25 protein-coding genes and 5 tRNA genes are annotated in these 25080 nt (G+C 69.6%); 12 read left to right on the top strand and 18 right to left on the bottom strand.

Annotated features, from left to right (window positions below):
- Positions 1–8: 8 nt before the first annotated feature.
- Both DSC45_RS30170 and DSC45_RS30165 read left to right on the top strand, forming a co-directional pair.
- Complete coding sequence (locus DSC45_RS30170) at positions 9–242, top strand: Lrp/AsnC family transcriptional regulator (RefSeq protein WP_016642988.1); 234 nt, start codon at positions 9–11, stop codon at positions 240–242.
- 20 nt (positions 243–262) lie between these two features.
- Entirely contained in the window at positions 263–748 is a 486-nt protein-coding gene (locus tag DSC45_RS30165; protein ID WP_119295166.1) for a DUF3515 domain-containing protein, read from the top strand.
- Between the two features lie 81 nt (positions 749–829).
- Here the strand turns inward: DSC45_RS30165 and DSC45_RS30160 are convergent, their stop codons facing one another.
- The 3 genes from DSC45_RS30160 to DSC45_RS30150 form a co-directional block, all read right to left on the bottom strand.
- Positions 830–2002, bottom strand: coding sequence for a D-alanine--D-alanine ligase family protein (locus tag DSC45_RS30160; protein WP_119295165.1), 1173 nt, complete (start codon positions 2000–2002; stop codon positions 830–832).
- 118 nt (positions 2003–2120) lie between these two features.
- Entirely contained in the window at positions 2121–3131 is a 1011-nt protein-coding gene (locus DSC45_RS30155; RefSeq protein ID WP_119295164.1) for an NAD(P)H-dependent glycerol-3-phosphate dehydrogenase, read from the bottom strand.
- Positions 3128–3892, bottom strand: coding sequence for a lysophospholipid acyltransferase family protein (locus tag DSC45_RS30150; protein ID WP_119295163.1), 765 nt, complete (start codon positions 3890–3892; stop codon positions 3128–3130). Before DSC45_RS30150 ends, DSC45_RS30155 begins: the two co-directional genes overlap by 4 nt.
- Positions 3893–4058: 166 nt before the next feature.
- Between DSC45_RS30150 and cofC the strand changes: the two genes are divergently transcribed.
- Positions 4059–4769: a 2-phospho-L-lactate guanylyltransferase gene (cofC, locus tag DSC45_RS30145; protein WP_205571471.1), complete on the top strand. Its 711-nt coding sequence runs from the start codon at positions 4059–4061 to the stop codon at positions 4767–4769.
- Here the strand turns inward: cofC and DSC45_RS30140 are convergent.
- The 5 genes from DSC45_RS30140 to leuC form a co-directional block, all read right to left on the bottom strand.
- The gene (locus DSC45_RS30140) at positions 4741–4944 is read right to left on the bottom strand and encodes a hypothetical protein (RefSeq protein ID WP_119295162.1); all 204 of its coding nucleotides are present in this window, start codon (positions 4942–4944) and stop codon (positions 4741–4743) included. The genes cofC and DSC45_RS30140 overlap by 29 nt on opposite strands.
- Before the next feature lie 136 nt (positions 4945–5080).
- Complete coding sequence (locus DSC45_RS30135; protein WP_119295161.1) at positions 5081–5743, bottom strand: HU family DNA-binding protein; 663 nt, start codon at positions 5741–5743, stop codon at positions 5081–5083.
- Positions 5744–5870: 127 nt separating this feature from the next.
- Complete coding sequence (locus tag DSC45_RS30130) at positions 5871–6113, bottom strand: SCO5555 family protein (protein ID WP_119295160.1); 243 nt, start codon at positions 6111–6113, stop codon at positions 5871–5873.
- Between the two features lie 259 nt (positions 6114–6372).
- The gene (gene leuD, locus DSC45_RS30125) at positions 6373–6966 is read right to left on the bottom strand and encodes a 3-isopropylmalate dehydratase small subunit (RefSeq protein ID WP_119295159.1); all 594 of its coding nucleotides are present in this window, start codon (positions 6964–6966) and stop codon (positions 6373–6375) included.
- 6 nt (positions 6967–6972) lie between these two features.
- Entirely contained in the window at positions 6973–8403 is a 1431-nt protein-coding gene (gene leuC, locus DSC45_RS30120) for a 3-isopropylmalate dehydratase large subunit (RefSeq protein ID WP_119295158.1), read from the bottom strand.
- A gap of 184 nt (positions 8404–8587) precedes the next feature.
- Here leuC and ndgR point away from each other — a divergent pair, with 184 nt between their 5' ends.
- On the top strand, positions 8588–9304 hold the full coding sequence (ndgR, locus tag DSC45_RS30115) for an IclR family transcriptional regulator NdgR (protein ID WP_119295157.1): 717 nt from the start codon (positions 8588–8590) through the stop codon (positions 9302–9304).
- 275 nt (positions 9305–9579) lie between these two features.
- Here ndgR and DSC45_RS30110 read toward each other — a convergent pair.
- From DSC45_RS30110 to DSC45_RS30070, 9 genes are all read right to left on the bottom strand, one after another.
- Positions 9580–9652: transfer RNA gene (locus tag DSC45_RS30110), tRNA-Glu, on the bottom strand.
- 28 nt (positions 9653–9680) lie between these two features.
- Positions 9681–9752 (bottom strand) — tRNA-Gln (locus tag DSC45_RS30105).
- 21 nt (positions 9753–9773) lie between these two features.
- Positions 9774–9846, bottom strand: a tRNA-Glu gene (locus DSC45_RS30100).
- Between the two features lie 90 nt (positions 9847–9936).
- A tRNA-Glu gene (locus DSC45_RS30095) sits at positions 9937–10009 on the bottom strand.
- A gap of 21 nt (positions 10010–10030) precedes the next feature.
- Positions 10031–10102: transfer RNA gene (locus DSC45_RS30090), tRNA-Gln, on the bottom strand.
- 82 nt (positions 10103–10184) lie between these two features.
- Positions 10185–10943 (bottom strand): HAD family hydrolase, encoded by a 759-nt coding sequence (locus tag DSC45_RS30085; RefSeq protein ID WP_119295156.1) that lies wholly within the window; start codon positions 10941–10943, stop codon positions 10185–10187.
- Positions 10944–11053: 110 nt separating this feature from the next.
- Positions 11054–12529: a glutamate--tRNA ligase gene (gene gltX / locus DSC45_RS30080; protein ID WP_119295155.1), complete on the bottom strand. Its 1476-nt coding sequence runs from the start codon at positions 12527–12529 to the stop codon at positions 11054–11056.
- Positions 12522–13319 carry a fumarylacetoacetate hydrolase family protein gene (locus DSC45_RS30075; RefSeq protein WP_119295154.1) on the bottom strand — a complete coding sequence of 266 codons (798 nt, stop codon included), beginning with the start codon at positions 13317–13319 and terminating at the stop codon, positions 12522–12524. Before DSC45_RS30075 ends, gltX begins: the two co-directional genes overlap by 8 nt.
- Before the next feature lie 116 nt (positions 13320–13435).
- Positions 13436–13615 (bottom strand): hypothetical protein, encoded by a 180-nt coding sequence (locus DSC45_RS30070; RefSeq protein WP_119295153.1) that lies wholly within the window; start codon positions 13613–13615, stop codon positions 13436–13438.
- A 580-nt stretch (positions 13616–14195) separates the two neighbouring features.
- On the opposite strand from DSC45_RS30070, the gene DSC45_RS30065 reads away from it, so the two are divergent.
- The 8 genes from DSC45_RS30065 to DSC45_RS30030 all read left to right on the top strand — a co-directional run bounded on the left by DSC45_RS30065 (position 14196) and on the right by DSC45_RS30030 (position 24696).
- A complete protein-coding gene (locus tag DSC45_RS30065) occupies positions 14196–17801 on the top strand; it encodes a sensor histidine kinase (protein ID WP_119295152.1) in 3606 nt (1201 codons plus the stop codon).
- 9 nt (positions 17802–17810) lie between these two features.
- Positions 17811–18224, top strand: a complete 414-nt coding sequence (locus DSC45_RS30060; RefSeq protein ID WP_162929394.1) for a roadblock/LC7 domain-containing protein — start codon at positions 17811–17813, stop codon at positions 18222–18224.
- Between the two features lie 105 nt (positions 18225–18329).
- A complete protein-coding gene (locus DSC45_RS30055) occupies positions 18330–18737 on the top strand; it encodes a DUF742 domain-containing protein (protein WP_119295150.1) in 408 nt (135 codons plus the stop codon).
- On the top strand, positions 18718–19305 hold the full coding sequence (locus DSC45_RS30050) for a GTP-binding protein (protein ID WP_119295149.1): 588 nt from the start codon (positions 18718–18720) through the stop codon (positions 19303–19305). The genes DSC45_RS30055 and DSC45_RS30050 overlap by 20 nt, the downstream gene beginning before the upstream one ends.
- 391 nt (positions 19306–19696) lie before the next feature.
- Positions 19697–23047 carry a sensor histidine kinase gene (locus tag DSC45_RS30045; RefSeq protein ID WP_119295148.1) on the top strand — a complete coding sequence of 1117 codons (3351 nt, stop codon included), beginning with the start codon at positions 19697–19699 and terminating at the stop codon, positions 23045–23047.
- A gap of 10 nt (positions 23048–23057) precedes the next feature.
- Positions 23058–23471 carry a roadblock/LC7 domain-containing protein gene (locus tag DSC45_RS30040; RefSeq protein ID WP_119295247.1) on the top strand — a complete coding sequence of 138 codons (414 nt, stop codon included), beginning with the start codon at positions 23058–23060 and terminating at the stop codon, positions 23469–23471.
- Positions 23472–23561: 90 nt separating this feature from the next.
- The gene (locus DSC45_RS30035; protein ID WP_119295147.1) at positions 23562–24137 is read left to right on the top strand and encodes a DUF742 domain-containing protein; all 576 of its coding nucleotides are present in this window, start codon (positions 23562–23564) and stop codon (positions 24135–24137) included.
- On the top strand, positions 24118–24696 hold the full coding sequence (locus DSC45_RS30030; RefSeq protein WP_119295146.1) for a GTP-binding protein: 579 nt from the start codon (positions 24118–24120) through the stop codon (positions 24694–24696). Before DSC45_RS30035 ends, DSC45_RS30030 begins: the two co-directional genes overlap by 20 nt.
- Positions 24697–24783: 87 nt before the next feature.
- Here the strand turns inward: DSC45_RS30030 and DSC45_RS30025 are convergent, their stop codons facing one another.
- Positions 24784–24990 carry an acyl-CoA carboxylase subunit epsilon gene (locus DSC45_RS30025; protein ID WP_119295145.1) on the bottom strand — a complete coding sequence of 69 codons (207 nt, stop codon included), beginning with the start codon at positions 24988–24990 and terminating at the stop codon, positions 24784–24786.
- Between the last annotated feature and the right edge of the window lie 90 nt (positions 24991–25080).

The following is a 25080-nucleotide window of genomic DNA, read 5'->3' as shown; positions in this document are numbered from 1 at the left end:
GAGGTTCCGTGGTACAGGCGTACATCCTGATCCAGACCGAAGTTGGCAAGGCGTCGACCGTCGCCGAGCTCATCGGCAAGATTCCAGGAGTGATCCAGGCCGAGGACGTGACCGGACCCTACGACGTCATCGTGCGTGCGCAGGCGGACACGGTCGATGAACTCGGTCGCATGGTGGTCGCCAAAGTCCAGCAAGTGGACGGCATCACCCGCACTCTGACCTGCCCGGTCGTGCACTTGTAGCCCCCGTCTACGCTTGGCCGGTGAACTTCTTCCGCCACCGGCTCGCCTGCCTGCCCGTCCTCGGTCTGCTGTGCGCGACCGCGGGTTGCTCCTCAACGGACGACACGGCCTCGGCCGCGGTTCCCTCCCCGGCCTCATCCGTCACGAACCTGTGCCGGAGTCTGGACGGGCAACTCCCGCGGCGCGTAAGCGGACTCGACCGGGAGGACCCCGAACCTCGTTCCGAGCTGACCGCGGGATGGGGCGGTTCGGCGATCATACTGCGCTGCGGTGTGGAGCGGCCGTCGAGGATGGCGGATCCGGAGTCGGACGGCGTCGAAGTGGACGGCGTGGGGTGGCTCATGGAGCAGAAGGACGACGGCTCGTTCGCCTTCACCACCACGCTGCGCAAGGCGTACGTCGAGATCACGCTCGACAAGAAGCGGGCCGAGGACGGTGGCCTCGGCCCGCTCACTGACTTCGCCGTACCCGTCAAGAAGACGGTCCCGGAAGGCATCGCCGGCTGACACCGGCCACGCCCCGGTCGACGGATCGCGTACGTCCGGTCGTCGCTCCGTACGCCCAACCCGCGGACGGGGCAAGCCCGTTCAGCGCAGCCCGGTCGGACGGCGCAGGGCCGCCTGCACCAGGCGGTCGACCAGCTCCGCGTACTCCACGCCGCTCTCCTGCCACATGCGCGGGTACATGGAGATGGGCGTGAAGCCGGGCATCGTGTTGATCTCGTTGATCACGAACTGCCCGTCCTCGGTGAGGAAGAAGTCCGCCCGTACCAGGCCCTCGCAGGCCGCGGCCTCGAACGCGGCGACCGCGAGGCGCTGGACCTCGGCCGTCTCCTCGACGGTGAGCGGCGCGGGCACGATCCCGGAGGCCGAGTCGATGTACTTGGCCTCGAAGTCGTAGAAGGAGTGGTCGGAGACCGGCGGGATCTCGGCCGGCAGGCTGGCCCGTGGCCCGTCCTCGAACTCGAGCACGCCGCACTCGATCTCGCGGCCCCGCAGCAGTGCCTCCACCAGGATCTTGGGGTCGTGCCGCTGCGCCTCCTCGATGGCCTCGTCGAGCCCGTCGAAGGAGTCGACCTTGGTGATGCCCATCGAGGATCCGGCACGTGCGGGCTTCACGAAGAGCGGCCAGCCGTGCTCACCCGCGAACTCGGCGATCCGGCGGCGGGCGCCGGCGGGGTCGCTCTCCCACTCACGCGGCCGCACCACCACGTAGGGGCCGACCGGGAGCCCGAAGGAGGTGAAGACCCGCTTCATGTACTCCTTGTCCTGGCCGACGGCGGAGGCGAGGACGCCGGACCCGACGTACGGCGTGCCGGACAGTTCGAGAAGTCCCTGAAGGGTGCCGTCCTCGCCGTAGGGGCCGTGCAGGACGGGGAAGACGACGTCCACCTCGCCGAGGGCCTTCGGCACCGAACCCGGCTCGGCGTACACCACTTCGCGGTTGGAGGGGTCGATGGGCAGGACCACGCCGCCGTCGGTCGACTCGGCGAGCTGCCCCATGGTGGGCACCTCGCGTCCCGCGATCGCCATCCGGTCGGGTTCGTCGGCGGTGAGTACCCAACGGCCGTCGTGGGTGATGCCGATGGGCAGGACGTCGTACTTCTCGCGGTCGATGGCACGCAGTACGGCACCGGCGGTCACGATGGAGATGCCGTGCTCGGAACTGCGGCCGCCGAACACGACGGCGACGCGCGGCTTACGGGATTCCCCTCCGGGCTGGGAGGGGACCGGGCTCTGGGAGGAGGTCTCGCTGCTCATATCGCGTGCAGCGTACCCGGTGGTTCCGGCCGCGTCAGCGCCCGGCGTGCGCACCGTCCGGTGTGCCGCGTGCCGCGCGGCCCGAGTACCGGCGGTACCGGGTGATGTGGCGCGCGTGTCAGCGCCGTTCGGGCTTGGCGCTGCGCGACATGAGCTCCTTGAGCGCGACCAGCGGCGGCTTGCCGTGGTGCACGATGTCGACGACCGTGGCGGTGATCGGCATCTCGACGCCGTGCCGCGCGGCCAGATCGGCCACGGACTCGCAGGACTTGACGCCCTCGGCGGTCTGCTTGGTGACCGCGATGGTCTCCTCCAGGGTCATGCCCTTGCCCAGGTTGGTACCGAAGGTGTGGTTCCGGGACAGCGGAGAGGAGCAGGTCGCCACCAGGTCGCCCAGACCGGCGAGTCCGGAGAACGTGAGCGGGTCGGCACCCATCGCCAGGCCGAGCCGGGTGGTCTCGGCGAGGCCGCGGGTGATCAGGGAGCCCTTGGTGTTGTCGCCGAGCCCCATGCCGTCGGCGATGCCGACCGCGAGACCGATGACGTTCTTCACCGCGCCGCCGAGCTCGCAGCCCACCACGTCGGTGTTGGTGTACGGCCGGAAGTACGGGGTGTGCGAGGCCGCCTGCAGCCGTTTGGCGACGGCTTCGTCGCCGCAGGCGACCACCGCGGCGGCCGGCTGCCTCGCGGCGATCTCTCGGGCCAGGTTCGGTCCGGTGACGACGGCGATGCGCTCCTGGCCGACCTTGGTGACGTCCTCGATGACCTCGCTCATGCGCATGGCGGAGCCGAGCTCGACGCCCTTCATCAAGGAGACCAGCACGGTGCCGGGATCGAGCAGCGGTGCCCATGCCGCCAGGTTCGCCCGCAGCGTCTGCGAGGGCACGGCGAGCACGGTGAACTGCGCGCCGCGCGCGGCCTCGGCGGGATCCGTGGTGGCTCTGATCCGCTCCGGCAGTGCGACTCCCGGAAGGTATCCGGGGTTCTCCCGCGCGGAGTTGACCGCGTCGGCCACCTCGGGGCGGCGCCCCCAGAGCGTCACGTCGCAGCCGGCGTCCGCGAGCACCATGGCGAATGCCGTACCCCAGGAGCCGGTTCCGAAGACGGCTGCCTTCACAGGGCGTGTCACTTGGTGTCCTCCCGGGACGTGCTGCCCGCGGCCTTGCGCCGCTGTTCGATACGTGCCTGGCGCGGGTCGTACGGCCTCTCCGGGGCCTGTTCACCGCGGAGTTCCTCGAGCAACGAGGTGATGGCGGCCATGATGACCTCGGTCGCCTCCTTCAGCACCTCGGGCGTCGGCTCCTTGCCGTAGAAGGCCGACAGGTCGACGGGTTCACCGGCGAGTACCTCGAGGGTCTTACGGGGGAAGAACCGGAACTTCTTCTCCTTGGCGTACGGCGGCATCGCCAGATTGGCGCCCCACTGGGCCACCGGGACCACCGGGCAACGCGTCTCCAGGGCCACCCGCGCCGCGCCCGTCTTGCCGATCATGGGCCACATTTCGGGGTCGCGGGTCAGGGTGCCCTCCGGATAGAAGGCGACGCACTCCCCGCGCTCGATGGCATCCACCGCGGCACGGAAGGCGTCGAGCGCATTCGTGGTCTCGCGGTAGACCGGAATCTGGCCCGTACCGCGCAGCATCATTCCGACAAAGGTCACATCAAAGAGTGCCGCTTTGGCCAGGAATCGAGGCACCCGACCGGTGTTGTACTGAAAGTGGGCATACGAAAGCGGGTCGACATACGAGTTGTGATTGACCGCCGTGATAAACCCGCCGTCCGCCGGAATGTGCTTCATTCCGTGCCAGTCCCGCTTGAAGAGAAGCACAAGCGGCGGTTTTGCGATGACCGCCGCAAGGCGGTACCAGAAGCCGATTCTGCGGCGGGACACTCGGACACCTTCCTCTACTGACCTGGAACAGGTTCCGGCCTCTACTGACCTGGTACAGGCTCGGGCGGACGCACAAGTGTCGCCCCGGGCCCCCCGTCTGTCGAGAACACCGTACGCCCACCCTTCGGGGTATAGCTCGCCTGTTCGTAGTGGTCGTCGGGCGAGAATGGGCGCGATGCGCACAGATTCCGACCCGGCCCCGCCCGGCACGTGGACCCTGGTCATACCCCTGAAGCCGCTGCTGCGGGCCAAGAGCAGGCTGGCCGGAGCGGCCCGCGCGGCCCTGCGGCCCTCGCTCGCGCTCGCGTTCGCCCAGGACACGGTGGCCGCGGCTCTCGCCTGCCCGGCCGTGCGCGATGTGGTGGTAGTCACGGACGATGCGCTCGCCACACGGGAACTCGCCGCGCTCGGCGCCCGGGTCGTCACGGACGAACCGGCCGACGGTCTCAACGCGGCACTCGCACACGGGGCACAGGCTGCCCGCGCACTTCATCCGGCGACAGCCGTCGCGGCGCTCAATGCAGACCTTCCCGCACTTCGGCCTGCGGAATTGCTACGGGTTCTCCATTCCGCCGCCGCATTTCCGCGTTCCTTTCTGACGGACGCGGCGGGAATCGGTACGACTCTGCTCGCGGCGGCTCCGGGCGTGACGCTGGCGCCGGCCTTCGGCGGGCCGTCCAGGGCGCGGCATCTGGCGTCGGGCGCCAGCGAACTCCTCGTGCCCGACGTTCCCGGCGTCCGGCAGGACGTGGACACCTGGGACGACTTGGCGGCCGCTCTCGAGCTGGGCGTGGGCCCTCGCACGGCCGGCGCCGCCGGCCCGTTCGGGCCCGCGCCGTGGCGGGATCTCAGAAAGTCTGCAGCGTCACCAGAGTGATCCGCCGGGCGTCGCCGTCGCCTTCGGTCTCGATCCGCACCCGCTGACCGGGGCGCAGCAGGCGCAGACCGCCCGCGTCGAAGGCCGCGGTGTCGAACGGCACCGGCGTGCCGTCGTCCAGCAGCACGCTGCCGCTGCGGGATTCGGAGTCGTAGGTGTACGCGGTCGCCTGCATGCCCGCAGCGTATCGGCCCGGTGTCCGCGCGCGGACAGGTGGCCGCGACGACGGAGGGCCCACCGCACACCGCGGGCCGGTCTCCCCTCGGGGAGACCGGCCCGGCGTGTGAGTGAGCCCTGCGTGGCCGCCGTCGTCACTTCTTCCTGGCGGTGGCCTTCTTGGCGGTGGTCTTGCGCCCGGTGGCCTTCTTGGCGGGCGCCTTCTTGGCCGTGGCCTTCTTGGCGGGCGCGGTCTTCTTCGCGGTCGCCTTCTTGGCCGTGGTCTTCTTGGCCGCCGTCTTCTTCGTGGTGGCCTTCTTCGCCGTGGCCGTGGCCGTGGCCTTCTTGGCGGGCGCGGTCTTCTTCGCGGTCGCCTTCTTGGCCGTGGTCTTCTTGGCCGTCGTCTTCTTGGCGGTGGCCTTCTTCGCCGTGGCCTTCTTGGCGGTGGCCTTCTTCGTGGCCGCCTTGGCGGTGGTCTTGGTGCCGCCGGAAAGGCTGCCCTTGGGCGCCTTCTTGACCGCGACGTCGTTCTTCGGGAGCTTCTTCGAACCACTCACCAGGTCCTTGAAGCCCTGTCCGGCACGGAAGCGCGGAACGGAGGTCTTCTTGACCCGTACGCGCTCCCCGGTCTGCGGGTTGCGGGCGTAGCGGGCGGGGCGGTCGACCTTCTCGAACGAACCGAAGCCGGTGACCGAGACACGGTCTCCGCTGACCACGGCACGAACGATGGCGTCGAGTACCGCGTCCACCGCTTCGCCGGCCTGCTGACGGCCACCGACCTTGTCGGCAATCGTTTCTACGAGCTGCGCCTTGTTCACGTCTTCCCCTTCGGAGACATTGCCAGAACGAATCTGTTCAAGCTTTTTCGCACGTTAGGCAGATGTATACCGCAAATCAAACACGAAACGGGCTAATCACCCTTGTGCCGCAACGGAGTCGACCACATCAAGTTCGGTCGGCAGGGCCACCTTCGGGAAAGCGGCCCTCGTCCAGGTCCTTCATGAACAGGTCCAGACGCCTTGCCGCATCAGCGAGATCGTGTTTGGCCGCGGCCGTTACGACCAGCAGCTTCCGGGTCAGCGCCATCCGTACGCCCTCCGGGACTTGCAGTGCGCGCACCCTTGTGTGCGCTTCTTTCAGCCGGTCCGCGACGAGTCCGTAGAGCTGGAGTTGGCTGTCGCGATCCATGCACAGATTGTGCCATCTAGGGCGAGTTGTCGCTCAACGAGGTCTCAGCGTGCCGTCCAAATGGGGCGATCGACACCTTCCGACGGCCGAAGTCGCACTCCGTACAGGCTGGATACCGACCCTACTGCTTCGGGCCAACTGGCTTGTTCCCGGGGGCGGTTAGTGGGGCGCAGCCCCGGGAAACGCAGAACCGCGGCCTCGTGGAGACCGCGGTTCTCGAAGAGCGTGTGCTGCTGGTGCAGATGGGGGTCGGAGTGTGTCAGACCTGGACGGTGCTGGGCTTGAATGTGGGGCGCCCTGCCTCGTACGACACGATGTCCGCCTCGTTCTGCAGCGTGATGCTGATGTCGTCGAGGCCGTTCAGGAGCCGCCAACGGGAGTTCTCGTCGAGCTCGAAGTCGGCCGTGACGCCCTCGGCGCGCACCTGGCGGTCCTGCAGGTCCACCGTGATCTCGGCCTGCGCGTCGGCTTCCACGAGCGCCCACAGCCGGTCCACGACGTCCTGTTCCAGTACGACGGTGAGCAGGCCGTTCTTCAGCGAGTTGCCGCGGAAGATGTCGGCGAAGCGGGACGAGATCACCGTCTTGAAGCCGTAGTTCTGCAGGGCCCAGACGGCGTGCTCGCGGGAGGAGCCCGTACCGAAGTCGGGCCCCGCGACCAGGACCGTCGCACCCTGGTAATCGGCCTTGTTGAGCACGAATTCGGGGTCCTTGCGCCAGGCCTCGAAGAGCCCGTCCTCGAACCCGTCGCGGGTGACCTTCTTGAGCCAGTGCGCGGGGATGATCTGGTCGGTGTCGACGTTGCTGCGGCGCAGCGGGACGGCCCGTCCGGTGTGCGTGGTGAATGCTTCCATGGCTGATCAGACTCCAGCGGGCGTACGGGCGTCGGCGTCGGACAGGTCGGCGGGCGAGGCCAGGTGCCCCAGGACCGCGGTCGCCGCGGCGACCTGCGGCGACACCAGATGGGTGCGGCCACCCTTGCCCTGCCGGCCCTCGAAGTTGCGGTTGGAGGTGGATGCGGAGCGCTCGCCCGGGGCGAGTTGGTCGGGGTTCATGCCGAGACACATCGAGCAGCCGGCGTGCCGCCATTCGGCACCGGCCTGCTTGAACACCGTGTCCAGGCCTTCGTCCACGGCCTGCAGACCGACCCGCGCCGAGCCCGGCACGACCAGCATCCGTACGCCGTCGGCGACTTTGCGGCCCTCGACGATCGCGGCTGCGGCCCGCAGGTCCTCGATCCGACCGTTGGTGCACGAACCTACGAAGACCGTGTCGACCTTGATGTCGCGCAGCGCCTGTCCGGCCGTGAGACCCATGTACTCCAGGGCCTTCTCGGCCGCGTGGCGCTCCGAAGCGTCCTCGTACGAAGCAGGATCGGGGACGTGCGCCGACAGGGGCGCGCCCTGGCCGGGGTTGGTGCCCCAGGTGACGAACGGCGCGAGGGAGGCCGCGTCGATGACGACCTCGGCGTCGAAGTCGGCGTCGTCGTCGCTGCGCAGCGTCTTCCAGTACGCGACCGCCGCGTCCCAGTCCTCGCCCTGCGGGGCGTGCGGACGGCCCTTGATGTAGTCGAAGGTCGTCTCGTCGGGGGCGATCATGCCCGCGCGGGCGCCGGCCTCGATCGACATGTTGCAGATGGTCATCCGGGCCTCCATCGAGAGCTTCTCGATGGCGGAGCCGCGATACTCGAGGATGTAGCCCTGGCCGCCGCCGGTGCCGATCTTGGCGATGATGGCCAGGATCAGGTCCTTCGCGGTGACGCCGTCGGGCAGTTCGCCGTCGACGGTGATGGCCATGGTCCGCGGACGGGCCAGGGGCAGCGTCTGGGTGGCGAGCACGTGCTCGACCTGGGAGGTGCCGATGCCGAAGGCCAGCGCGCCGAACGCGCCGTGCGTCGAGGTGTGCGAGTCGCCGCAGACCACGGTGGTGCCCGGCTGGGTCAGTCCCAGCTGGGGGCCGACGACGTGCACGACGCCCTGCTCGACGTCGCCGAGCGGGTGCAGCCGTACGCCGAAGTCCGCGCAGTTCTTGCGCAGGGTCTCCAACTGGGCGCGCGAGACCGGGTCGGCGATGGGCTTGTCGATGTCGAGGGTGGGGGTGTTGTGGTCCTCGGTCGCGATGGTGAGGTCGAGGCGCCGCACCTGGCGTCCGGTCTGGCGCAGACCGTCGAAGGCCTGCGGGCTGGTCACCTCGTGCAGCAGGTGCAGATCGATGAAGAGGAGGTCGGGCTCGCCCTCGGCGCGCCGGACGACGTGGTCGTCCCAGACCTTCTCCGCGAGTGTCCTACCCATCGCTTTCCCTCCGGCCGGTTGTCACGCCGGCCCAACTAGAGATGTGGGCGCCGACGTCCGTACCCCTGTCCCGGACGTAGACCGCCATGCCCGGTTTGTCGCCCGGACCACTGTCCGTACAGGGTGACAAGTTCCCTGGAAAATTGAACTTGCGTTTCACAGAGTGAGACGCGAGTATCGTTGCATGGACAACTCTAGCGGCGTCGGCGTTCTCGACAAGGCGGCTCTCGTCCTGAGCGCTCTGGAGTCCGGTCCGGCCACCCTCGCCGGGTTGGTTGCAGCGACCGGACTGGCACGACCCACGGCACACCGCCTTGCCGTGGCCCTTGAACACCACCGCATGGTGGCGCGTGACATGCAGGGCCGGTTCATCCTGGGCCCCCGGCTCTCCGAACTCGCGGCGGCCGCCGGCGAGGACCGGCTGCTCGCCACCGCCGGACCGGTACTCACTCACCTGCGGGACGTGACCGGCGAGAGCGCCCAGCTCTACCGCCGCCAGGGCGACATGCGCATCTGCGTCGCCGCGGCGGAGCGCCTCTCCGGACTGCGCGACACCGTTCCGGTCGGCTCCACCCTCACCATGAAGGCCGGCTCGTCCGCCCAGATCCTGATGGCCTGGGAAGAGCCGGAGCGTCTGCACCGCGGACTGCAGGGCGCCCGCTTCACGGCGACCGCCCTTTCCGGTGTACGACGCCGCGGCTGGGCCCAGTCGATCGGCGAGCGCGAGCCCGGCGTCGCCTCCGTCTCCGCACCGGTGCGCGGCCCGTCGAACCGCGTGGTCGCCGCCGTCTCGGTCTCCGGACCGATCGAGCGACTCACCCGGCACCCCGGCCGGATGCACGCCCAGGCCATCATCGACGCGGCCGGCCGGCTCAGCGAAGCCCTGCGCCGCACGGGCTGACACTCCCCCGCACCACACGTACGACCCAGGGCGCCCCCGCCCGCCCGGCACTTCAACGCCGCAGTGCCGGACCGGACGAGGGCGCCCTCCTTCATGCGCCGACAACTCTCCTGCGGACGAGCGGACTTGGAACCCGGCGCCGACGCACCCGCCAACGACGCACACGGGTGGGACAGTTGATGCCCGCTCAGAGCAACTCCTGCCCGACGCACGACCTTTGGGCGGCACAAAAAGAAGAAGGGCCCCTCCCGCAGGAGAGACCCTTCCACGATGCGTACCCCCGACCGGATTCGAACCGGCGCTACCGCCTTGAGAGGGCGGCGTGCTAGGCCGCTACACAACGGGGGCGAGGACCTTGAAGGAACCAAGATCTGAGCTGGGCTACCAGGACTCGAACCTAAACTAACGGAACCAGAAACCGTCGTGCTGCCAATTACACCATAGCCCACTGGTGGTTTAGACCAGTAAGTACCCCCGACCGGATTCGAACCGGCGCTACCGCCTTGAGAGGGCGGCGTGCTAGGCCGCTACACAACGGGGGCCCTAGCGATCCCCATCCGATGAACTACCGGATGGTGGTGTGTCACCGCGCTACACCGGGTGCGACCCAGGTGATCCGCGGGATGGATCTGTACCCCCGACCGGATTCGAACCGGCGCTACCGCCTTGAGAGGGCGGCGTGCTAGGCCGCTACACAACGGGGGCTTTGCAGATAAGCTCTGCGAGCTGGCCTACCAGGACTCGAACCTAGACTAACGGAACCAGAAACCGTCGTGCTGCCAATTACACCATAGGCCACCAAAACGCAATCCCTGGTGGGATTTTATTCGGCTTGCGCTCCCCCGGGCCTTTCGGTCCCTTGGGCGGCGCAGGAAGAACATTACCCGAAGGTGGACGGCGCTCCAAAACGGGTATCGGCGGCCAGCAGCGCAGGCAGCTCGGTCAGGCCCGTGATCCTCCGTACACCGATGGGGAGTTCGGTCTCGACGGGCGCTGCGGAAGGGGCCGGCCGCAGCGCACCGGGCCGGTCCAGCCAGATACCGAGGAGGCCCGCGTCGTGGGCCCCTCGCGCGTCGATCTCCGGCTGGTCCCCGACATAGGCCACCTCCGCGGGCTCCAGGGCGAGCTCTCGGCAGACCGCCAGGAAGGCCTCCGCTGCCGGTTTGGCGACGCCCAGTTCGGCGGCGCAGAGCAGCGCCTCGAAGCGGTCGCGTACACCGAGGGTGCGCAACTTGTGTTCCTGATTGCGGGCCGCGGAGTTGGAGAGGACCGCGTGCCGGTAGTCCTCGGCCAGAGCGTCGAGGGCGGGCACGGTGTCCGGGAAGAGCGACCAGGCGGATTCGTAGTGGCCCAGGTAGCGGTGGAACCAGGCGTCCGCCTCGTCGTCGCTCAGGGCCTCTGCGGCGAGGAACTCGCGTACGCGGTCGCGGCGCTGCGTCTCGAAGTCCGCGAGGCCCTGACTGAAGCGGGTCCAGTGGCGCTCGGTGCAGAGCTTCCAGCGGGCCAGGCCCTGTTCGGCGTCGCCGTAGCGGGCGAGCAGGCCCTCCGCGGTGAGGTGGGCGTGCATGCCCGCGGTGTCGGCGCGCGCATAGTCGAAGAGGGTGTCGTCGACGTCCCAGACGACGGCTTTGATCGGCATACGGCCGACGGTACGCCGAGGGCCCGGAACCGCGGGTGCGGTTCCGGGCCCCTGGCCGGAAGGTGCGCGGGATGTGACCGGCGGATCTTCCTGCGGTGCTCAGACGGTGCTCAGGCGGTGAGCTTGGCGAGGGCCGCGTCGATGCGCTCGAGCGTGCGGTCCTTGCCGAGCACCTCGAGGGACTCGAAGAGCGGGAGGCCGACCGTGCGGCCGGTGACCGCGACCCGGACCGGTGCCTGCGCCTTGCCGAGCTTGAGGCCGTGCTCCTCGCCGGCCTCCAGCACGGCGGACTTGAGCGCCTCGGGACTGGCCCAGTCCGCGGTCTCCAGCTTGGCGCGGGCGGTGGTGAGGAGCGCCACCGGGTCGCCCTTGCCCATCGCCTTGGTCCAGCTGGCCTCGTCCTCTACCGGCTTCTTCAGGAACAGGAAGTCGACGTTGGCCGTGATGTCGGACAGGACCTGGACGCGGGTCTGGGCGTGCGGAGCGATCGCCTGCCAGGCGGCCTCGTCGAAGTCCTCGGGGGCCCAGTCGGCGTGCGGGGCGCGCAGCCACGGCGTGCAGGCCTCGGTGAAGTCCTTCAGGTCCAGCTGCCTGATGTGGTCGGCGTTGATCGCCTCGGCCTTCTTCAGGTCGAAGCGCGCCGGGTTGGCGTTGACGTCCGCGACGTCGAACTTCCCGACCATCTCCTCGACGGAGAACACGTCCTGGTCGGCGGAGAAGGACCAGCCGAGCAGGGAGAGGTAGTTGAGCAGGCCCTCGGGCAGGAAGCCGCGCTCGCGGTAGAGGTTGAGGGAGGCCTGCGGGTCGCGCTTTGAGAGCTTCTTGTTGCCCTCGCCCATCACGTACGGGAGGTGGCCGAAGGCAGGGGCCTCCTTGGCGACGCCCAGCTCGATCAGGGCCTTGTACAGGGCGATCTGGCGGGGGGTGGAGGAGAGCAGGTCCTCGCCGCGCAGGACGTGGGTGATCTCCATCAGGGCGTCGTCGACCGGGTTCACGAGCGTGTACAGCGGGGCGCCGTTGGCGCGGACGATGCCGTAGTCCGGGACGTTCTCCGGGGTGAAGGTGAGTTCGCCGCGGACCAGGTCGGTGAAGGTGATCGGCTCGTCGGGCATCCGGAAGCGGGTGATGTGGCTGCGGCCCTCCGCTTCGTAGGCGGCCTTCTGCTCGGCCGTCAGCTCGCGGCAGGTGCCGTCGTAACCGGAGGGCTTGCCGGCGGCGCGGGCCGCGTCGCGACGGGCGTCGAGCTCCTCGGTGGTGCAGTAGCAGGGGTACGCGTAGCCGCCCTCGGTGAGGCGGTGGGCGACGTCCTGGTAGATCTCGGTGCGCTGCGACTGCCGGTACGGGGCGTGCGGGCCGCCGGTCTCGGGGCCCTCGTCCCAGTCGAGGCCGAGCCAGCGCATCGCGTCGAGCAGCTGGTCGTAGGACTCCTCGGAGTCACGGGCCGCGTCGGTGTCCTCGATACGGAAGACCATGGTGCCCTGGTTGTGCCGGGCGTAGGCCCAGTTGAACAGGGCGGTGCGGACCAGGCCCACGTGGGGGTTACCGGTCGGGGAGGGACAGAAACGTACGCGGATCGCGTTAGCCACGCTTGATCACCTTGTTGGTGAGAGTGCCGATGCCTTCGATGGAGACGGCGACCTCGTCGCCGACGTTGAGGGGGCCGACCCCCGCGGGGGTGCCCGTGAGGACGACGTCGCCCGGGAGGAGCGTCATCGCCTCGGTGATGTGTGCGATCAGATCCGCGACGGGGCGGACCATCTCGGTGGTACGGCCGAGTTGTCGCTGCTCGCCGTTGACCGTGCACTGGATGGTGAGGTCGGCTGCCGCGGCCAGGTCGATGTCCGTCTCGACCCACGGACCGAGCGGGCAGGAGGTGTCGAAGCCCTTGGCGCGGGCCCACTGCTTCTCGCGGCGCTGGGCGTCGCGGGCCGTGACGTCGTTGGCGCAGGTGTAGCCGAGGATGACGTCCGCCGCTCGCTCGCGCGGGACCTCGCGGCACATCCGACCGATGACGACGGCCAGTTCGGCCTCGTGGTGGAGCTCCTGCGAGAAGGAGGGGTACGCGATCGCGTCGCCCGGGCCGATCACCGATGTGGACGGCTTGAAGAAGACGACAGGCTCGTCGGGGACCTCGTTGCCCAGTTCGGCCGCGTGCTCCGCGTAGTTGCGGCCGATGGCCACGACCTTGTTGGGGAGTACGGGGGGCAGGAGACGGACCTTGTCCAGCGGGACCTTCGTACCGGAGAGCTCGAAGTCCGCGAACGGGATGCCCTTGATGATGTCGAGGACGAGTCCCTCCGTCGACCCGGGGGGCGCGTCGCCCTCGACCGCGCCGAAAGCGACGTTGCCGTCGATGGAGAACCTGGCGATGCGCACGGGATGCGGGGCCCCTCTACTCACGCTGCTGGAGACTGACGCTCCAGGCTAACGCGGGTGAAGGGGCCCTACGCGCCGTGGTCAACGAGCGTTGCGACGAGCCCGGGACTCCCCGCTCACTGGCTGGCGGGGAGGTCCATCAGGACGGTGCGCCTCGGGTTCGCGGTGCTGGCAGGCAGATCGACGGTGCGCTCCGGCTGCTCGGCCGCGGGCTGCAGCTCGCCGGCGTCCGTCAGGTGCGCCAGGGTGGTGCGTCGCGGGTTGGCTATGTTGCGGAACATCATCGTCGTCCTCATGACTGTGGTCGGACCTCACGTCTGTCGCTTGTCGGAACTGCCGTCCGTGTCAAGCGTCAGGCTAAACATCCAAATTCCCCGCACAGCTGTGAACGAGCCTTGATCAGCGTGTGAGTTTGCTCACGAGAGCTCGGACAAAAAGAACGATCCGGGCGCACGATCGACGCCCGAGGAACGGACATTACGGCGTCGAACCGATCATTCCGCTCCCGATCATGGCGACTGGGACACCCGCCCGTAGAGCCGCCCCGGCAGGGAAAAGTCCGCTTTGAAGCAAAACCCTTGCACCCGTCGTGTTGCTGTGATCACAGCACGTCACGGAGGTCACGGGCAGGTACCTGGGCCTTGTTGGAGATCCTGCACTGTGCTGGAATTCCCGGGACCGCCGCAGGTATAAACCGGCGCGCAGAGGCGCAACGCAGCGCCGAGTGACGGCGGCCAGAGGGGGAAGACGCGCCGGTCACTCACGACCACCCGGGGTCCTCGGACTCCACAACGCCGACACCGTCCCGCCGCTTGCGGAGGGACGCCTGGTCCAGAGGTTGCGACGCTAGTGCAGGGACGTTTCAAGAGGGAAGGCATGGGGTCCCCCCAGGCCCGCCAGGGCCGAGGGGACGCTGCGGCGGATCCGGAGCTGCCCGGCGGGACCGACCGCGGCCCCTCGCGCCATGACGCCCCGGCCTCCGGGCCGGCGTTGCCCGTGGACGGCGGCGATCAGACTTCGGGCGCGGGTTCGTCCGAGCCCCCCAAGTCGACGGGGCCGAGCGGGCCCGGCTCGCGAATAGCCCTGCGCAACTGGCGCATTTCGACCCGTCTGGTGTCGCTGCTCGCCCTCCCGGTGGTCGCGGCGACCTCGCTGGGCGCGATCCGCATCAACGACTCGATGGACGACATCGAGCAGCTCGACAACATGAAGCTGCTCACCGACATGACCAAGCAGGCGACCGAGCTCGCCAACGCGCTGCAGAACGAGCGCGACAGCTCGGCCGGCCCGCTGGCGCACGGCGGCAGCGCGTCCGACTTCTCGATCAAGGGCCCGCGCAACCAGACCGACCGCGCGCAGCAGGCGTTCGTCGACGAGACCGCCCAGATCGACCAGAACCGCAGCGACAAGGCGGTCGAGTCGATCCGCGGCAACGTGGTCAGCATCTCCACGCAGCTGCTCACCCTGAAGGAGATCCGCGCCGACGCGTACAAGAAGGGCACGCCGACGTCGCAGACGGTGGCCAGTTACAACCAGCTGATCGAGCAGCTGCTCAACCTCTCCCGGGACATGGCGCTCGCGACCAGCAGCCCGGAGATGATCCAGCGCACCCGCACGCTGACCTCGTTCTCCTCCGCCAAGGAGTACGCGTCGATCCAGCGCGCGATGATCGCCGCCGCCCTGCCGCCGGACAAGAAGAACTTCGGCAAGCTCAGCGACTCCGACCGGGTCTACGCCCAGTCGGCGAACCGCCAGAACAACGCCGAGATGAAGGCCTTCCAGCGCGCGTACGCCAGCGTGGGCGGCAACTACGACGAGCTCACCAAGTCGATCGACGAGCGCAACCCGATCATCAAGGACGCCGACAGCTACGCCGACCGCATCCTCGACTCCTCCGACGGACTGCGCGGCGAGGAGAAGCGCTCGTACCCGGACTGGTGGGACGCCTCGTCCACCAAGCTCAAGCAGATGTCGCTCATCGAGCAGACGCTCCTCGGCGACCTCGAGCAGGAGGCGCGCAAGCTCCGCGACGAGTCCGAGCGCGAAGCCATCATCAACGGTGCGATCATCCTGCTCGTGCTCGGCGTCTCGCTCGTCGGCGCCTTCGTGGTGGCCCGCTCGATGATCCGTTCGCTGCGCCGGCTGCAGGACACCGCCACCAGGGTCGCGCAGGACCGGCTGCCCGAGCTGGTCAAGCAGCTCTCCGACGCCGACCCGCAGGACGTCGACACCTCCGTCGAGTCCGTCGGCGTGCACTCCAGGGACGAGATCGGCCAGGTGGCCTCGGCCTTCGACGACGTGCACCGCGAGGCGGTCCGCCTCGCCGCCGAGCAGGCCCTCCTGCGGGGCAACGTCAACGCGATGTTCACCAACCTCTCGCGACGTTCGCAGGGCCTCATCCAGCGCCAGCTCTCGCTCATCTCCGAGCTCGAGTCGCGCGAGGCAGACCCGGACCAGCTGTCCTCGCTGTTCAAGCTCGACCACCTCGCGACCCGCATGCGCCGTAACGGCGAGAACCTTCTGGTGCTCGCCGGTGAAGAGCCCGGCCGCCGTTGGACCCGGCCCGTGCCGCTGGTCGACGTGCTCCGCGCCGCCGCGTCCGAGGTGGAGCAGTACGAGCGGATCGAGCTGGCCGCGGTGCCCAGCACCGAGGTCGCCGGCCGTGTGGTCAACGACCTCGTGCACCTGCTCGCCGAGCTGCTCGAGAACGCCACCTCTTTCTCCTCGCCGCAGACCAAGGTCAAGGTCACCGGTCACGCGCTGCCCGACGGCCGCGTCCTGATCGAGATCCACGACACCGGTATCGGGCTCTCTCCCGAGGACCTCGCGGCGATCAACGAGCGGCTGGCCTCGCCGCCCACCGTGGACGTCTCGGTGTCCCGCCGGATGGGTCTGTTCGTGGTCGGCCGCCTGTCGCAGCGGCACGGCATCCGCATCCAGCTGCGCCCCTCCGACTCCGGCGGCACGACGGCGCTCGTCATGCTGCCCGTCGACGTCGCGCAGGGGAACAAGAAGGGCCCCATGCCGCCCTCCGCTCCGTCCAGCGGTCCGGCCGCCGCGCAGGCCGCGGCCGGCGCTGCTGCGGCCCGGCGTGGCAACGGTGGCGGTCTGACCGCCGGCGCGCCCGGCGGTGGACTCACCGGCGGGCCGCAGCGCGGCCAGGTCGCCGGTTCCGGTCCGCGTGCGGCGCTGCCCAGCCGTGACCCCGGTGCCGCTGCCGCCAACCAGCAGGGCGGCCCGCGCGGCCCCCAGGAGCAGCGCCCGAACCGTCCCGCGGCCACCGACGCCTTCGGCTCGCCGCGTACCGGCGGACCGGGCAGGCCGGGTGGACCGGGCCGTCCCGGCGGACCTGCCGCCGCCCCCGGTGGCCCCGCGGGTCCCGGCCGTGGCGCTCCCGTGCCGCCGGCAGGTCAGCAGCGTGGGCCGCGCCAGGGCCCGCCCGGTGACCGCCAGCCGCAGCTGCCGCCGCGCGGTGGTCCGCGTGCCGAGCTGCCCGGCGGCAGCCCGAAGCCCCGGGTTCCGGCCTGGAGCGACGAGAACGCCAATCCGCAGGTGTCCCCTCCGGACACCGCGCGCGAGCACCGCGAGCCCGAGTCGACGACGCAGTTCCAGCGCCCGGACTTCCAGCGGCCGCCCGGCCGCCCCGGTGTTCCGGGTCCGGCGGACGAGCGTCAGGGACCCGGCTCCACCGAGGAGTTCACCCGCCCGGACTTCAACGGCCCGCCGCCCGGCGGCGCCCCCATGGCGAACCCGTCCAACCCGGTCCCTCCGGCCGGCGCCGCACCGCAGCGCCCGCAGGGCGGCCCGCGGGCGAGCCTGCCGGGGGGCAACCACGGACAGAACGGCGCATTCCCGCCCGTACGTCCGCAGGCTCCCGGCGACGGCCAGGCACCGGGGCCTGCCCGCGGCCCGGAGGACACCGGGGACTTCGCGCTCCCGCGTCCGCCGCAACAGCCCGCACCGCAGGTGCCGCAGCAGTCGCCGCAGCAGTCTCCCGACGACCTGCCGCCGGCCCAGGGCCCTGGCGACGGCCGTACTCCGCTCTACGACACCCTGGAGACCAACTGGTTCCGGGGCCAGCAGGGCGGCGGCCGGCCGGCCGCACCGCAGGAGCCCGTGCAGGACGCACCGCAGCAGCCCGCCGCTGACGCGATGCCGCCCGCGCCGGAAGCTCCTCCGGTCACCTCCACCACGTGGCGTACGTCGCCGAACGACGAGCTCGTCCGTCAGGCCGAGCGCGTCAAGCAGCCCACGGCCGGCGGCGTCACCACCTCCGGCCTGCCGCGCCGGGTCCCGCGGGCGAACCTGGTCGCGGGCACGGCGGAGCAGCAGCAGCACCAGGGCGGTCCGCAGGTCTCGCGTGCACCCGACGAGGTGCGTGGCCGGCTGACCAAACTCCGTCGGGGCATCCAGCAGGGCCGCGACGCCGGTACCGGCCAGACCGGCAGCTACCCCCGTCCCTCTCACCAGCAGGAGCGCTAGTTGAGTCCGATGAGCCAGGCGGCGCAGAATCTGAACTGGTTGATCACCAATTTCGTGGACAACACCCCAGGGGTGTCGCACACGGTGGTGGTGTCGGCCGACGGTCTGCTCCTTGCCATGTCCGAAGGTTTCCCGCGTGACCGCGCCGACCAACTGGCCGCGGTCGCCTCGGGCCTCACCTCGCTGACCGCCGGGGCCTCCCGGATCTTCGAGGGCGGTCCGGTCAATCAGACCGTGGTGGAGATGGAGCGTGGCTTCCTCTTCCTCATGTCGATCTCCGACGGCTCGTCGCTCGCGGTGCTCGCGCACCCCGACTGCGACATCGGCCTCGTCGGATACGAGATGGCCCTGCTCGTCGACCGGGCGGGCACCGTGCTCACCCCCGACCTGCGGGCCGAACTGCAGGGCAGCCTGCTCCACTAGCCCGGCCGTACCACGCACACACCAACCGTCCGGCCGTCCCCAGATCCCCCCACCGGCCCAAGTCAGACGGCACGCCGACCACTTGCTGTCCCGCCCGGAGGATTCATGACCCCGCCCACCGCCTCTCACGATCCGTACGGGGCATCAGCACACGCACCGTACGGCGAGGGCGACCAGCCGCTGGTTCGTCCGTACGCGATGACCGGCGGCCGGACCAGGCCGCGCTACCAGCTCGCGATAGAGGCACTGGTCAGCACCACGGCCGACCCGGCCCAGCTGATGGGGCTGCTCCCCGAGCACCAGCGGATCTGCCATCTGTGCCGTGAGGTCAAGTCCGTGGCCGAGGTCTCGGCGCTGCTCTCGATGCCGCTCGGCGTGGCGCGCATCCTGGTGGCGGACCTGGCAGAGGCGGGACTCGTAGCCATCCACCAGCCCGGCGGCGACGAGAACGCCGGCGGCCAGCCTGATGTGACACTGCTCGAAAGGGTGCTCAGTGGACTTCGCAAGCTCTAACGATCCGGGCTCGTCAGGGCGTTCCACCACATCCGCGAAGATCGTGGTGGCGGGCGGATTCGGCGTGGGCAAGACCACGTTCGTGGGCGCCGTCTCGGAGATCAACCCGCTGCGTACCGAGGCCGTGATGACCTCGGCGTCCGCCGGGATCGACGACCTGACGCACACCGGGGACAAGACGACCACCACGGTGGCGATGGACTTCGGCCGTATCACCCTGGACCAGGACCTGATCCTGTACCTGTTCGGCACCCCCGGACAGGACCGCTTCTGGTTCATGTGGGACGACCTGGTCCGCGGCGCGATCGGCGCCGTCGTCCTCGTCGACACCCGCCGCCTCGCCGACTGCTTCCCCGCCGTCGACTACTTCGAGAACTCCGGGCTCCCCTTCGTGGTCGCTCTGAACGGCTTCGACGGGCACCAGCCGTACGCGCCCGAGGAAGTTCGCGAGGCGCTCCAGATCGGTCCCGACACCCCGATCATCACCACCGACGCACGTCACCGCGCGGACGCAAAGAGTGGCCTGATCACTCTGGTCGAGCACGCGCTGATGGCCCGACTCCGCTAGCTGCCGCAGGGCCGGTCGCGCCCCTGCGGGACCGGCCCGAGGTCGCAAGTGCACACGCGCATACGGCAGTTGACGTAGGCGGTGTGGAGGTTGCTGTGTCGTTTGACACGATCCGCCTGTGTGTTCATAACGTTTCGACAGAGAATTCAACAGGCGCCGACACCCCACGCGGTCACTCGGTACCGCTGCGCTCACATGGGCCCCGTCATTTGGCGGGGCTCGCTCTTTATGACCGATTTATCTGCGGTCCAGGTCACGCGGAACGAAATCTTCACACTGTTTGGAGCTGCCCCGCCTGACGTGCTGGAATGCGTCGAACTGCCCAGTAGGACGGGCGAGGAGACGACAGCGGCACAACATGTGGTGCCGACGCCGAGAGGTTGTTGGTCGAGTGAGGCGAAGCAAGAGCAGTCCCGAGCCGTCGGCCCGGGGCAACTTCACCCCGCCGCCGCGGACGGCGGTGCCGCCACCCGAGATACCCGGGTCCGAGCCGGTGGCCCCCGCGGCCGACGGTGGCGGACGGCTTTCCCCGCGCAACTGGCGCGTGCCGGTACGGCTGAACGCGATTCTGCTGATACCCGTACTCGTCGCGATCGCGATGGGCGGCTTCCAGGTCACGAATTCCGTGGACACCTGGAACGAGGCAGAGGACGCCGAGAAGACCGCACTCGTGGTGCGCGCCGCCGAGAACTACGGACAGGCACTCCTCAACGAGCGCGACCTCTCAGCCGCTCCCCTGCTGCTCGGCAAGGGCGAGACCGACCAGGTCAAGAAGGTCCGCACCGCGACCGACGAGGCGAAGGCCAACTTCGACCAGGTCATCAAGGACATGCCCGCCAAGCAGGGCCTCGAGCGCCGCCTCTCGCTCGTCAAGAAGAACGAGTCCCAGCTCGACGGACTGCGCAAGAAGGCCTTCACCCGCGCCATGGACCCGGTGAAGACCGAAGAGGGTTACGTCACCGTCCAGCACTCCCTGATGGAGTTCGCGAACGAGCTCGGTCTCGGCACCGGCAACATCACCAGCTACGGCCGCACGGTCTACGCCGTCTCGCTCGCCAAGGCCGCCGGATCCCTGCAGCGCTCCATCGGCACCCACCTCCTGGTCCGCCCGAGCCAGGACGAGGACACCCTCAAGGCCCAGCTCAACGCCTTCAACTCGTACGCCTACCTGGAGAACATCGCCCTCGGCGAGTACATCTCCGCGGGCACCGAGGACGACGAGAAGGCCCTCAAGGCCGTCATGAAGGCGAAGCAGGACGCCGGCAAGAAGCAGATCGCCGCCGCCGCCAAGCAGGCCCGTGAGGAGGGCAAGCCCTTCGTCGCGCCGCCGTCGTCGGACGAGATGATCAAGCGCATCGGCTCCGGCGCCCGGCCGTCCGCGCTCGAGAAGCAGGGCATCACGCCCGAGACCTTCATGGCGACCACCACGGCCAAGTTCGAGGGCTACCGCGAGATCGAGACCGGCCTGGTCGACAAGGCCGTGACCGAGGCCGCCCAGATCTCCGACGACGCCAAGCGCGACGCGTACATCACCGGTGCGATCGTGATCGCCGCGGTGCTCGCCGCCTTCATCATCGCCGGCCTCATGGCCCGCCAGATGAGCCGGAACATGCGCCGTCTGCGTTCCGCCGCCTTCGATGTCGCCGAGCAGCGGCTGCCGTCGCTCGTCGACCAGCTCTCGCGCACCGAGCCGGGCCGGGTCGACACCCGGGTCCAGCCGATCCCGATCACCACCCGCGACGAGATCGGCGAGGTCGCACGCGCCTTCGACCAGGTCCACCGGGAAGCGGTGCGGCTGGCGGCCGAGCAGGCGCTCCTGCGAGGGAACGTCAACGCGATCTTCACCAACCTCTCGCGCCGCAACCAGTCGCTGATCGAGGGCCAGTTGACCCTGATCACCGACCTGGAGAACAACGAGGCCGACCCCGACCAGCTGGAGAGCCTCTTCCGGCTCGACCACCTGGCGACCCGTATGCGCCGCAACGGCGAGAACCTCCTGGTCCTCGCGGGCGAGGAGCCGGGCCGCCGCTGGGACCAGCCGGTCCCGCTGGTCGACGTCCTGCGCGCCGCCTCCTCCGAGGTGGAGCAGTACGAGCGCATCGAGCTGTCCGGGGTGCCGGAGGCCGAGATCCACGGCCGTGCCGTGACCGACCTCGTGCACCTGCTCGCCGAGCTCCTGGAGAACGCCACCACGTTCTCCTCGCCGCAGACGAAGGTGCGGGTCACCGCGACCCGGCTGCCCGACGGCCGCGTGATGATCGAGATCCACGACAAGGGCATCGGCCTCACCGCCGAGGACTTCGCGGACATCAACCACCGTCTCGCCAACCCGCCGACCGTGGACGCCGCGATCTCGCAGCGCATGGGCCTGTTCGTGGTCGGCCGCCTTGCCGACCGGCACAACATCCGCGTCCAGCTGCGCCCGTCCGGCGAGCAGGCGGGCACGACATCGCTCGTCATGCTGCCCGACGTGATCACGCACGGCGGTGGCGGCAGCGACCTGCCGGAGAGCGAGTTCACCGTCTCGCAGATCATTCCCGAGCAGCAGGCGCCCCAGCCGACGTACGAAGCTCCTCCCCTGCGGACCGCGGCCGAGCTCGGCTTCGACGACAGCCGCTACAACGAGGTGCCGGACGACGCCCGTGACCTCGACCCCGTCGGACGCTCGCTGATGCGCGAGGAGCGCCGTGCTGCGCTCGAGGCGCAGGCGGGCAACCGCCCGATGTACCGCGACGAGATCGAGGCCGCGCCGCAGCAGTACGCCGGGCAGGACCCGGACGGCTACGACGTCCGGCCCGGATACGACGACCGGTCCGCGTACGAGGACCAGTCCGCGTACGACGACCAGTCCGCGTACGACAACGGCGTCGGCTACCAGGACCAGTCCGGCTACGACGAGCAGCCGGGCCCCGGCTACCCGGACCAGGGCTATCCGCAGCAGGGCTACCCCGAACAGGGTGGCTACGCGGACCAGCAGGGTTACCTCCAGCAGGGCGCCCCAGATCCGTACGCGGCTGCTGACGGCTATCGGGACCCGGGCTATGCGGAAGCGGGATTCGACGACCGCGGCGCCTTCCAGGGAAACCCGCAGGATCAGTTCGGCGGCTACGGGGACCAGGCTCACCAGGGCGACTGGCAGGACCAGTCCGGCTACCGGGGCGACTTCGACCCGGCCTACGGCCAGGAACCGGAATCTGTTTCGGGCGGCCACGGGGACGACCGGGAGCGCGTAGGCTTCGAGCGTCCCGGACCGGCCCCGAGCACCGTCCACGAGATGACCGCAGCGGGTCTGCCCCGTCGCGGCACCACCTCGCCGGCCGGCAGCAACGGCAACGGTCCCGGCGGGCCGCAGCCGGGCGGACCGGGGCAGGCAACTCCCGAGGAGCCGCAGGCGTCCGCCTCGCTGTTCGGCGACGGCCCGGACGCCGCAGACCACAACGACACCTGGCGTTCGGCCAACGACTCCCGCTGGGAGCGCGCCGAGCAGCTGCGGCAGCCGAGGGCGGGCGGAGTCACCTCGTCCGGACTGCCGAGGCGGGTGCCCAAGGCCAATCTGGTCGAGGGCACCGCGGAGCAGACCCCGCAGGGCGGCCCTCAGGTCTCCCGCGCTCCTGAGGACGTCCGGGGCAGGCTCAGCAACCTGCGGCGCGGCGTACAGCGGGGGCGCGAGGCAGGAAGCGATTCGAACGGCCAGGCCAGCGGAGACGGTGGGCCTGGTGGCAACTACAACCAGGAGCGTTAGTGTGAGCCCGATGAGCCAGGCGGCGCAGAACCTGAACTGGTTGATCACCAACTTCGTGGAGAACACCCCAGGGGTGTCCCACACGGTGGTGGTCTCCGCCGACGGACTCCTTCTGGCGATGTCCGAAGGCTTCCCGCGTGACCGTGCCGATCAATTGGCGGCGGTCGCCTCAGGTCTGACCTCGCTGACCGCCGGGGCCTCCCGGATCTTCGAGGGTGGTCATGTGACGCAGACCGTTGTGGAGATGGAGCGCGGATTTCTTTTCCTCATGTCCATTTCCGACGGCTCTTCCCTCGCGGTGCTTGCACACCCGGAGGCGGACATCGGTCTCATCGGGTACGAGATGGCCCTTTTGGTCGACCGTGCGGGCACCGTTCTCACCCCGGACCTCCGTGCGGAACTGCAGGGGAGCCTTCTCAACTAGCTGACGGCCGGTGCGGTTTAAGGCCTTCTGGCCTTAAAGTTCGGGACGCGGCACCAGTGATGGCGCCCGGCATGATCGGAGGAGGAGAACGTGGCAACACCCCCAGACGGTTCGTCTTCGGGCAACTGGTCCTACGGCCAGGGTCAGGGCAACGGCACGCCGCCCAACCGCTTCAACTTCCCCTCTGCGCCGAACCAGCGGCGGGGGCCCCACACACCGCCGCCGCAGCAGCCCTACGAGCAGCCGCAGGCACCCCGGATCCAGCCCGTACAGCCGCAGCGCCGCGGCCCCGAACCGGGGACCCAGTCCCCGGCCGGCGGCCGGCACAACCCGCTGGTGCGCCCTTACGCCATGACCGGCGGGCGTACCAGGCCGCGCTACCAGCTCGCCATCGAGGCGCTGGTGCACACCACCGCTCAACCGCACCAGATGCAGGGCCAGTTGCCCGAGCATCAGCGGATCTGCCAACTGTGCCGTGAGATCAAGTCCGTAGCGGAGATCTCGGCACTGCTCACCATTCCCCTCGGCGTGGCCCGGATCCTCGTCGCCGACCTGGCGGAGGCCGGTCTGGTCGCCATCCACCAGCCCGGCGGCGACGAGAGCGCCGGCGGCCAGCCAGATGTGACCTTGCTCGAAAGGGTGCTCAGTGGACTTCGAAAGCTCTAGCGGTGCGACCCGCTCCACCACCAGCGCGAAGATCGTGGTGGCGGGCGGATTCGGCGTGGGCAAGACCACGTTCGTGGGCGCCGTCTCGGAGATCAACCCGCTGCGTACCGAAGCCGTGATGACGTCAGCCTCCGCGGGCATCGACGACCTCACGCACACCGGGGACAAGACCACCACCACGGTGGCCATGGACTTCGGCCGTATCACCCTCGACCAGGACCTGATCCTGTACCTGTTCGGCACCCCCGGACAGGACCGCTTCTGGTTCATGTGGGACGACCTGGTCCGCGGCGCGATCGGCGCCGTCGTCCTCGTCGACACCCGCCGCCTCGCCGACTGCTTCCCCGCCGTCGACTACTTCGAGAACTCCGGGCTCCCCTTCGTCATCGCCCTCAACGGCTTCGACGGACACCAGCCGTACAACCCGGACGAGGTCCGCGAGGCGCTGCAGATCGGCCCCGACGCTCCGATCATCACGACGGACGCGCGACACCGCGCGGACGCCAAGAGCGCCCTGATCACTCTGGTCGAGCACGCACTGATGGCCCGACTCCGGTAGGTACCGCAGCACGCGCACGACGAAGTGGGCCCCGTCCTTGATCTCAAGGACGGGGCCCACTTCGTTTCGATGGGGTGGCCGGAGGGCTCAGCCCTGCCAGCTGTGCGGCGCCCTGAAGCCCGGTGTCCGCTCGAGCCGGCGCCACCCTGCACGGGACCGCCCACGACGGTGCGCGGGGGCCTCCTGCGGCTGTGCGGCGGCCCGGGCCATGAGGATCGCGGTGATGGCCGCGAGCTCCTCGGGCTCGGCATTGCCCTTCTCGACGCGCAGGAACCGGTCCGCGGGAGTGCTCATGAGGTGTCTTCTCCGTCTTCGTACGTCTGGGGAAAGTCTGAGTCCGGCGGGGGCACACCGCCATTCGTGGCGCGCGCCCTCGGCCGTGGG

Origin of the sequence: Streptomyces sp. YIM 130001 (assembly GCF_003574445.1) — a bacterium.
In the GTDB taxonomy this organism is placed as follows: Bacteria; Actinomycetota; Actinomycetes; order Streptomycetales; family Streptomycetaceae; genus Streptomyces.
The sequence above is the reverse complement of the archived record's forward strand: the minus strand, read 5'-3'. Positions and strand labels throughout refer to the sequence as shown.

Bases quoted from the DNA above. Each gene is read 5' to 3' on its own strand.
- DSC45_RS30160 (WP_119295165.1), bottom strand. From the start codon at position 2,002: ATGAGCAGCGAGACCTCCTCCCAGAGCCCGGTCCCCTCCCAGCCCGGA.
- cofC (WP_205571471.1), top strand. From the start codon at position 4,059: ATGGGCGCGATGCGCACAGATTCCGACCCGGCCCCGCCCGGCACGTGG.
- DSC45_RS30140 (WP_119295162.1), bottom strand. From the start codon at position 4,944: ATGCAGGCGACCGCGTACACCTACGACTCCGAATCCCGCAGCGGCAGC.
- DSC45_RS30130 (WP_119295160.1), bottom strand. From the start codon at position 6,113: ATGGATCGCGACAGCCAACTCCAGCTCTACGGACTCGTCGCGGACCGG.
- leuD (WP_119295159.1), bottom strand. From the start codon at position 6,966: ATGGAAGCATTCACCACGCACACCGGACGGGCCGTCCCGCTGCGCCGC.
- leuC (WP_119295158.1), bottom strand. From the start codon at position 8,403: ATGGGTAGGACACTCGCGGAGAAGGTCTGGGACGACCACGTCGTCCGG.
- ndgR (WP_119295157.1), top strand. From the start codon at position 8,588: ATGGACAACTCTAGCGGCGTCGGCGTTCTCGACAAGGCGGCTCTCGTC.
- DSC45_RS30085 (WP_119295156.1), bottom strand. From the start codon at position 10,943: ATGCCGATCAAAGCCGTCGTCTGGGACGTCGACGACACCCTCTTCGAC.
- DSC45_RS30070 (WP_119295153.1), bottom strand. From the start codon at position 13,615: ATGAGGACGACGATGATGTTCCGCAACATAGCCAACCCGCGACGCACC.
- DSC45_RS30065 (WP_119295152.1), top strand. From the start codon at position 14,196: ATGGGGTCCCCCCAGGCCCGCCAGGGCCGAGGGGACGCTGCGGCGGAT.
- DSC45_RS30060 (WP_162929394.1), top strand. From the start codon at position 17,811: ATGAGCCAGGCGGCGCAGAATCTGAACTGGTTGATCACCAATTTCGTG.
- DSC45_RS30055 (WP_119295150.1), top strand. From the start codon at position 18,330: ATGACCCCGCCCACCGCCTCTCACGATCCGTACGGGGCATCAGCACAC.
- DSC45_RS30040 (WP_119295247.1), top strand. From the start codon at position 23,058: ATGAGCCAGGCGGCGCAGAACCTGAACTGGTTGATCACCAACTTCGTG.
- DSC45_RS30025 (WP_119295145.1), bottom strand. From the start codon at position 24,990: ATGAGCACTCCCGCGGACCGGTTCCTGCGCGTCGAGAAGGGCAATGCC.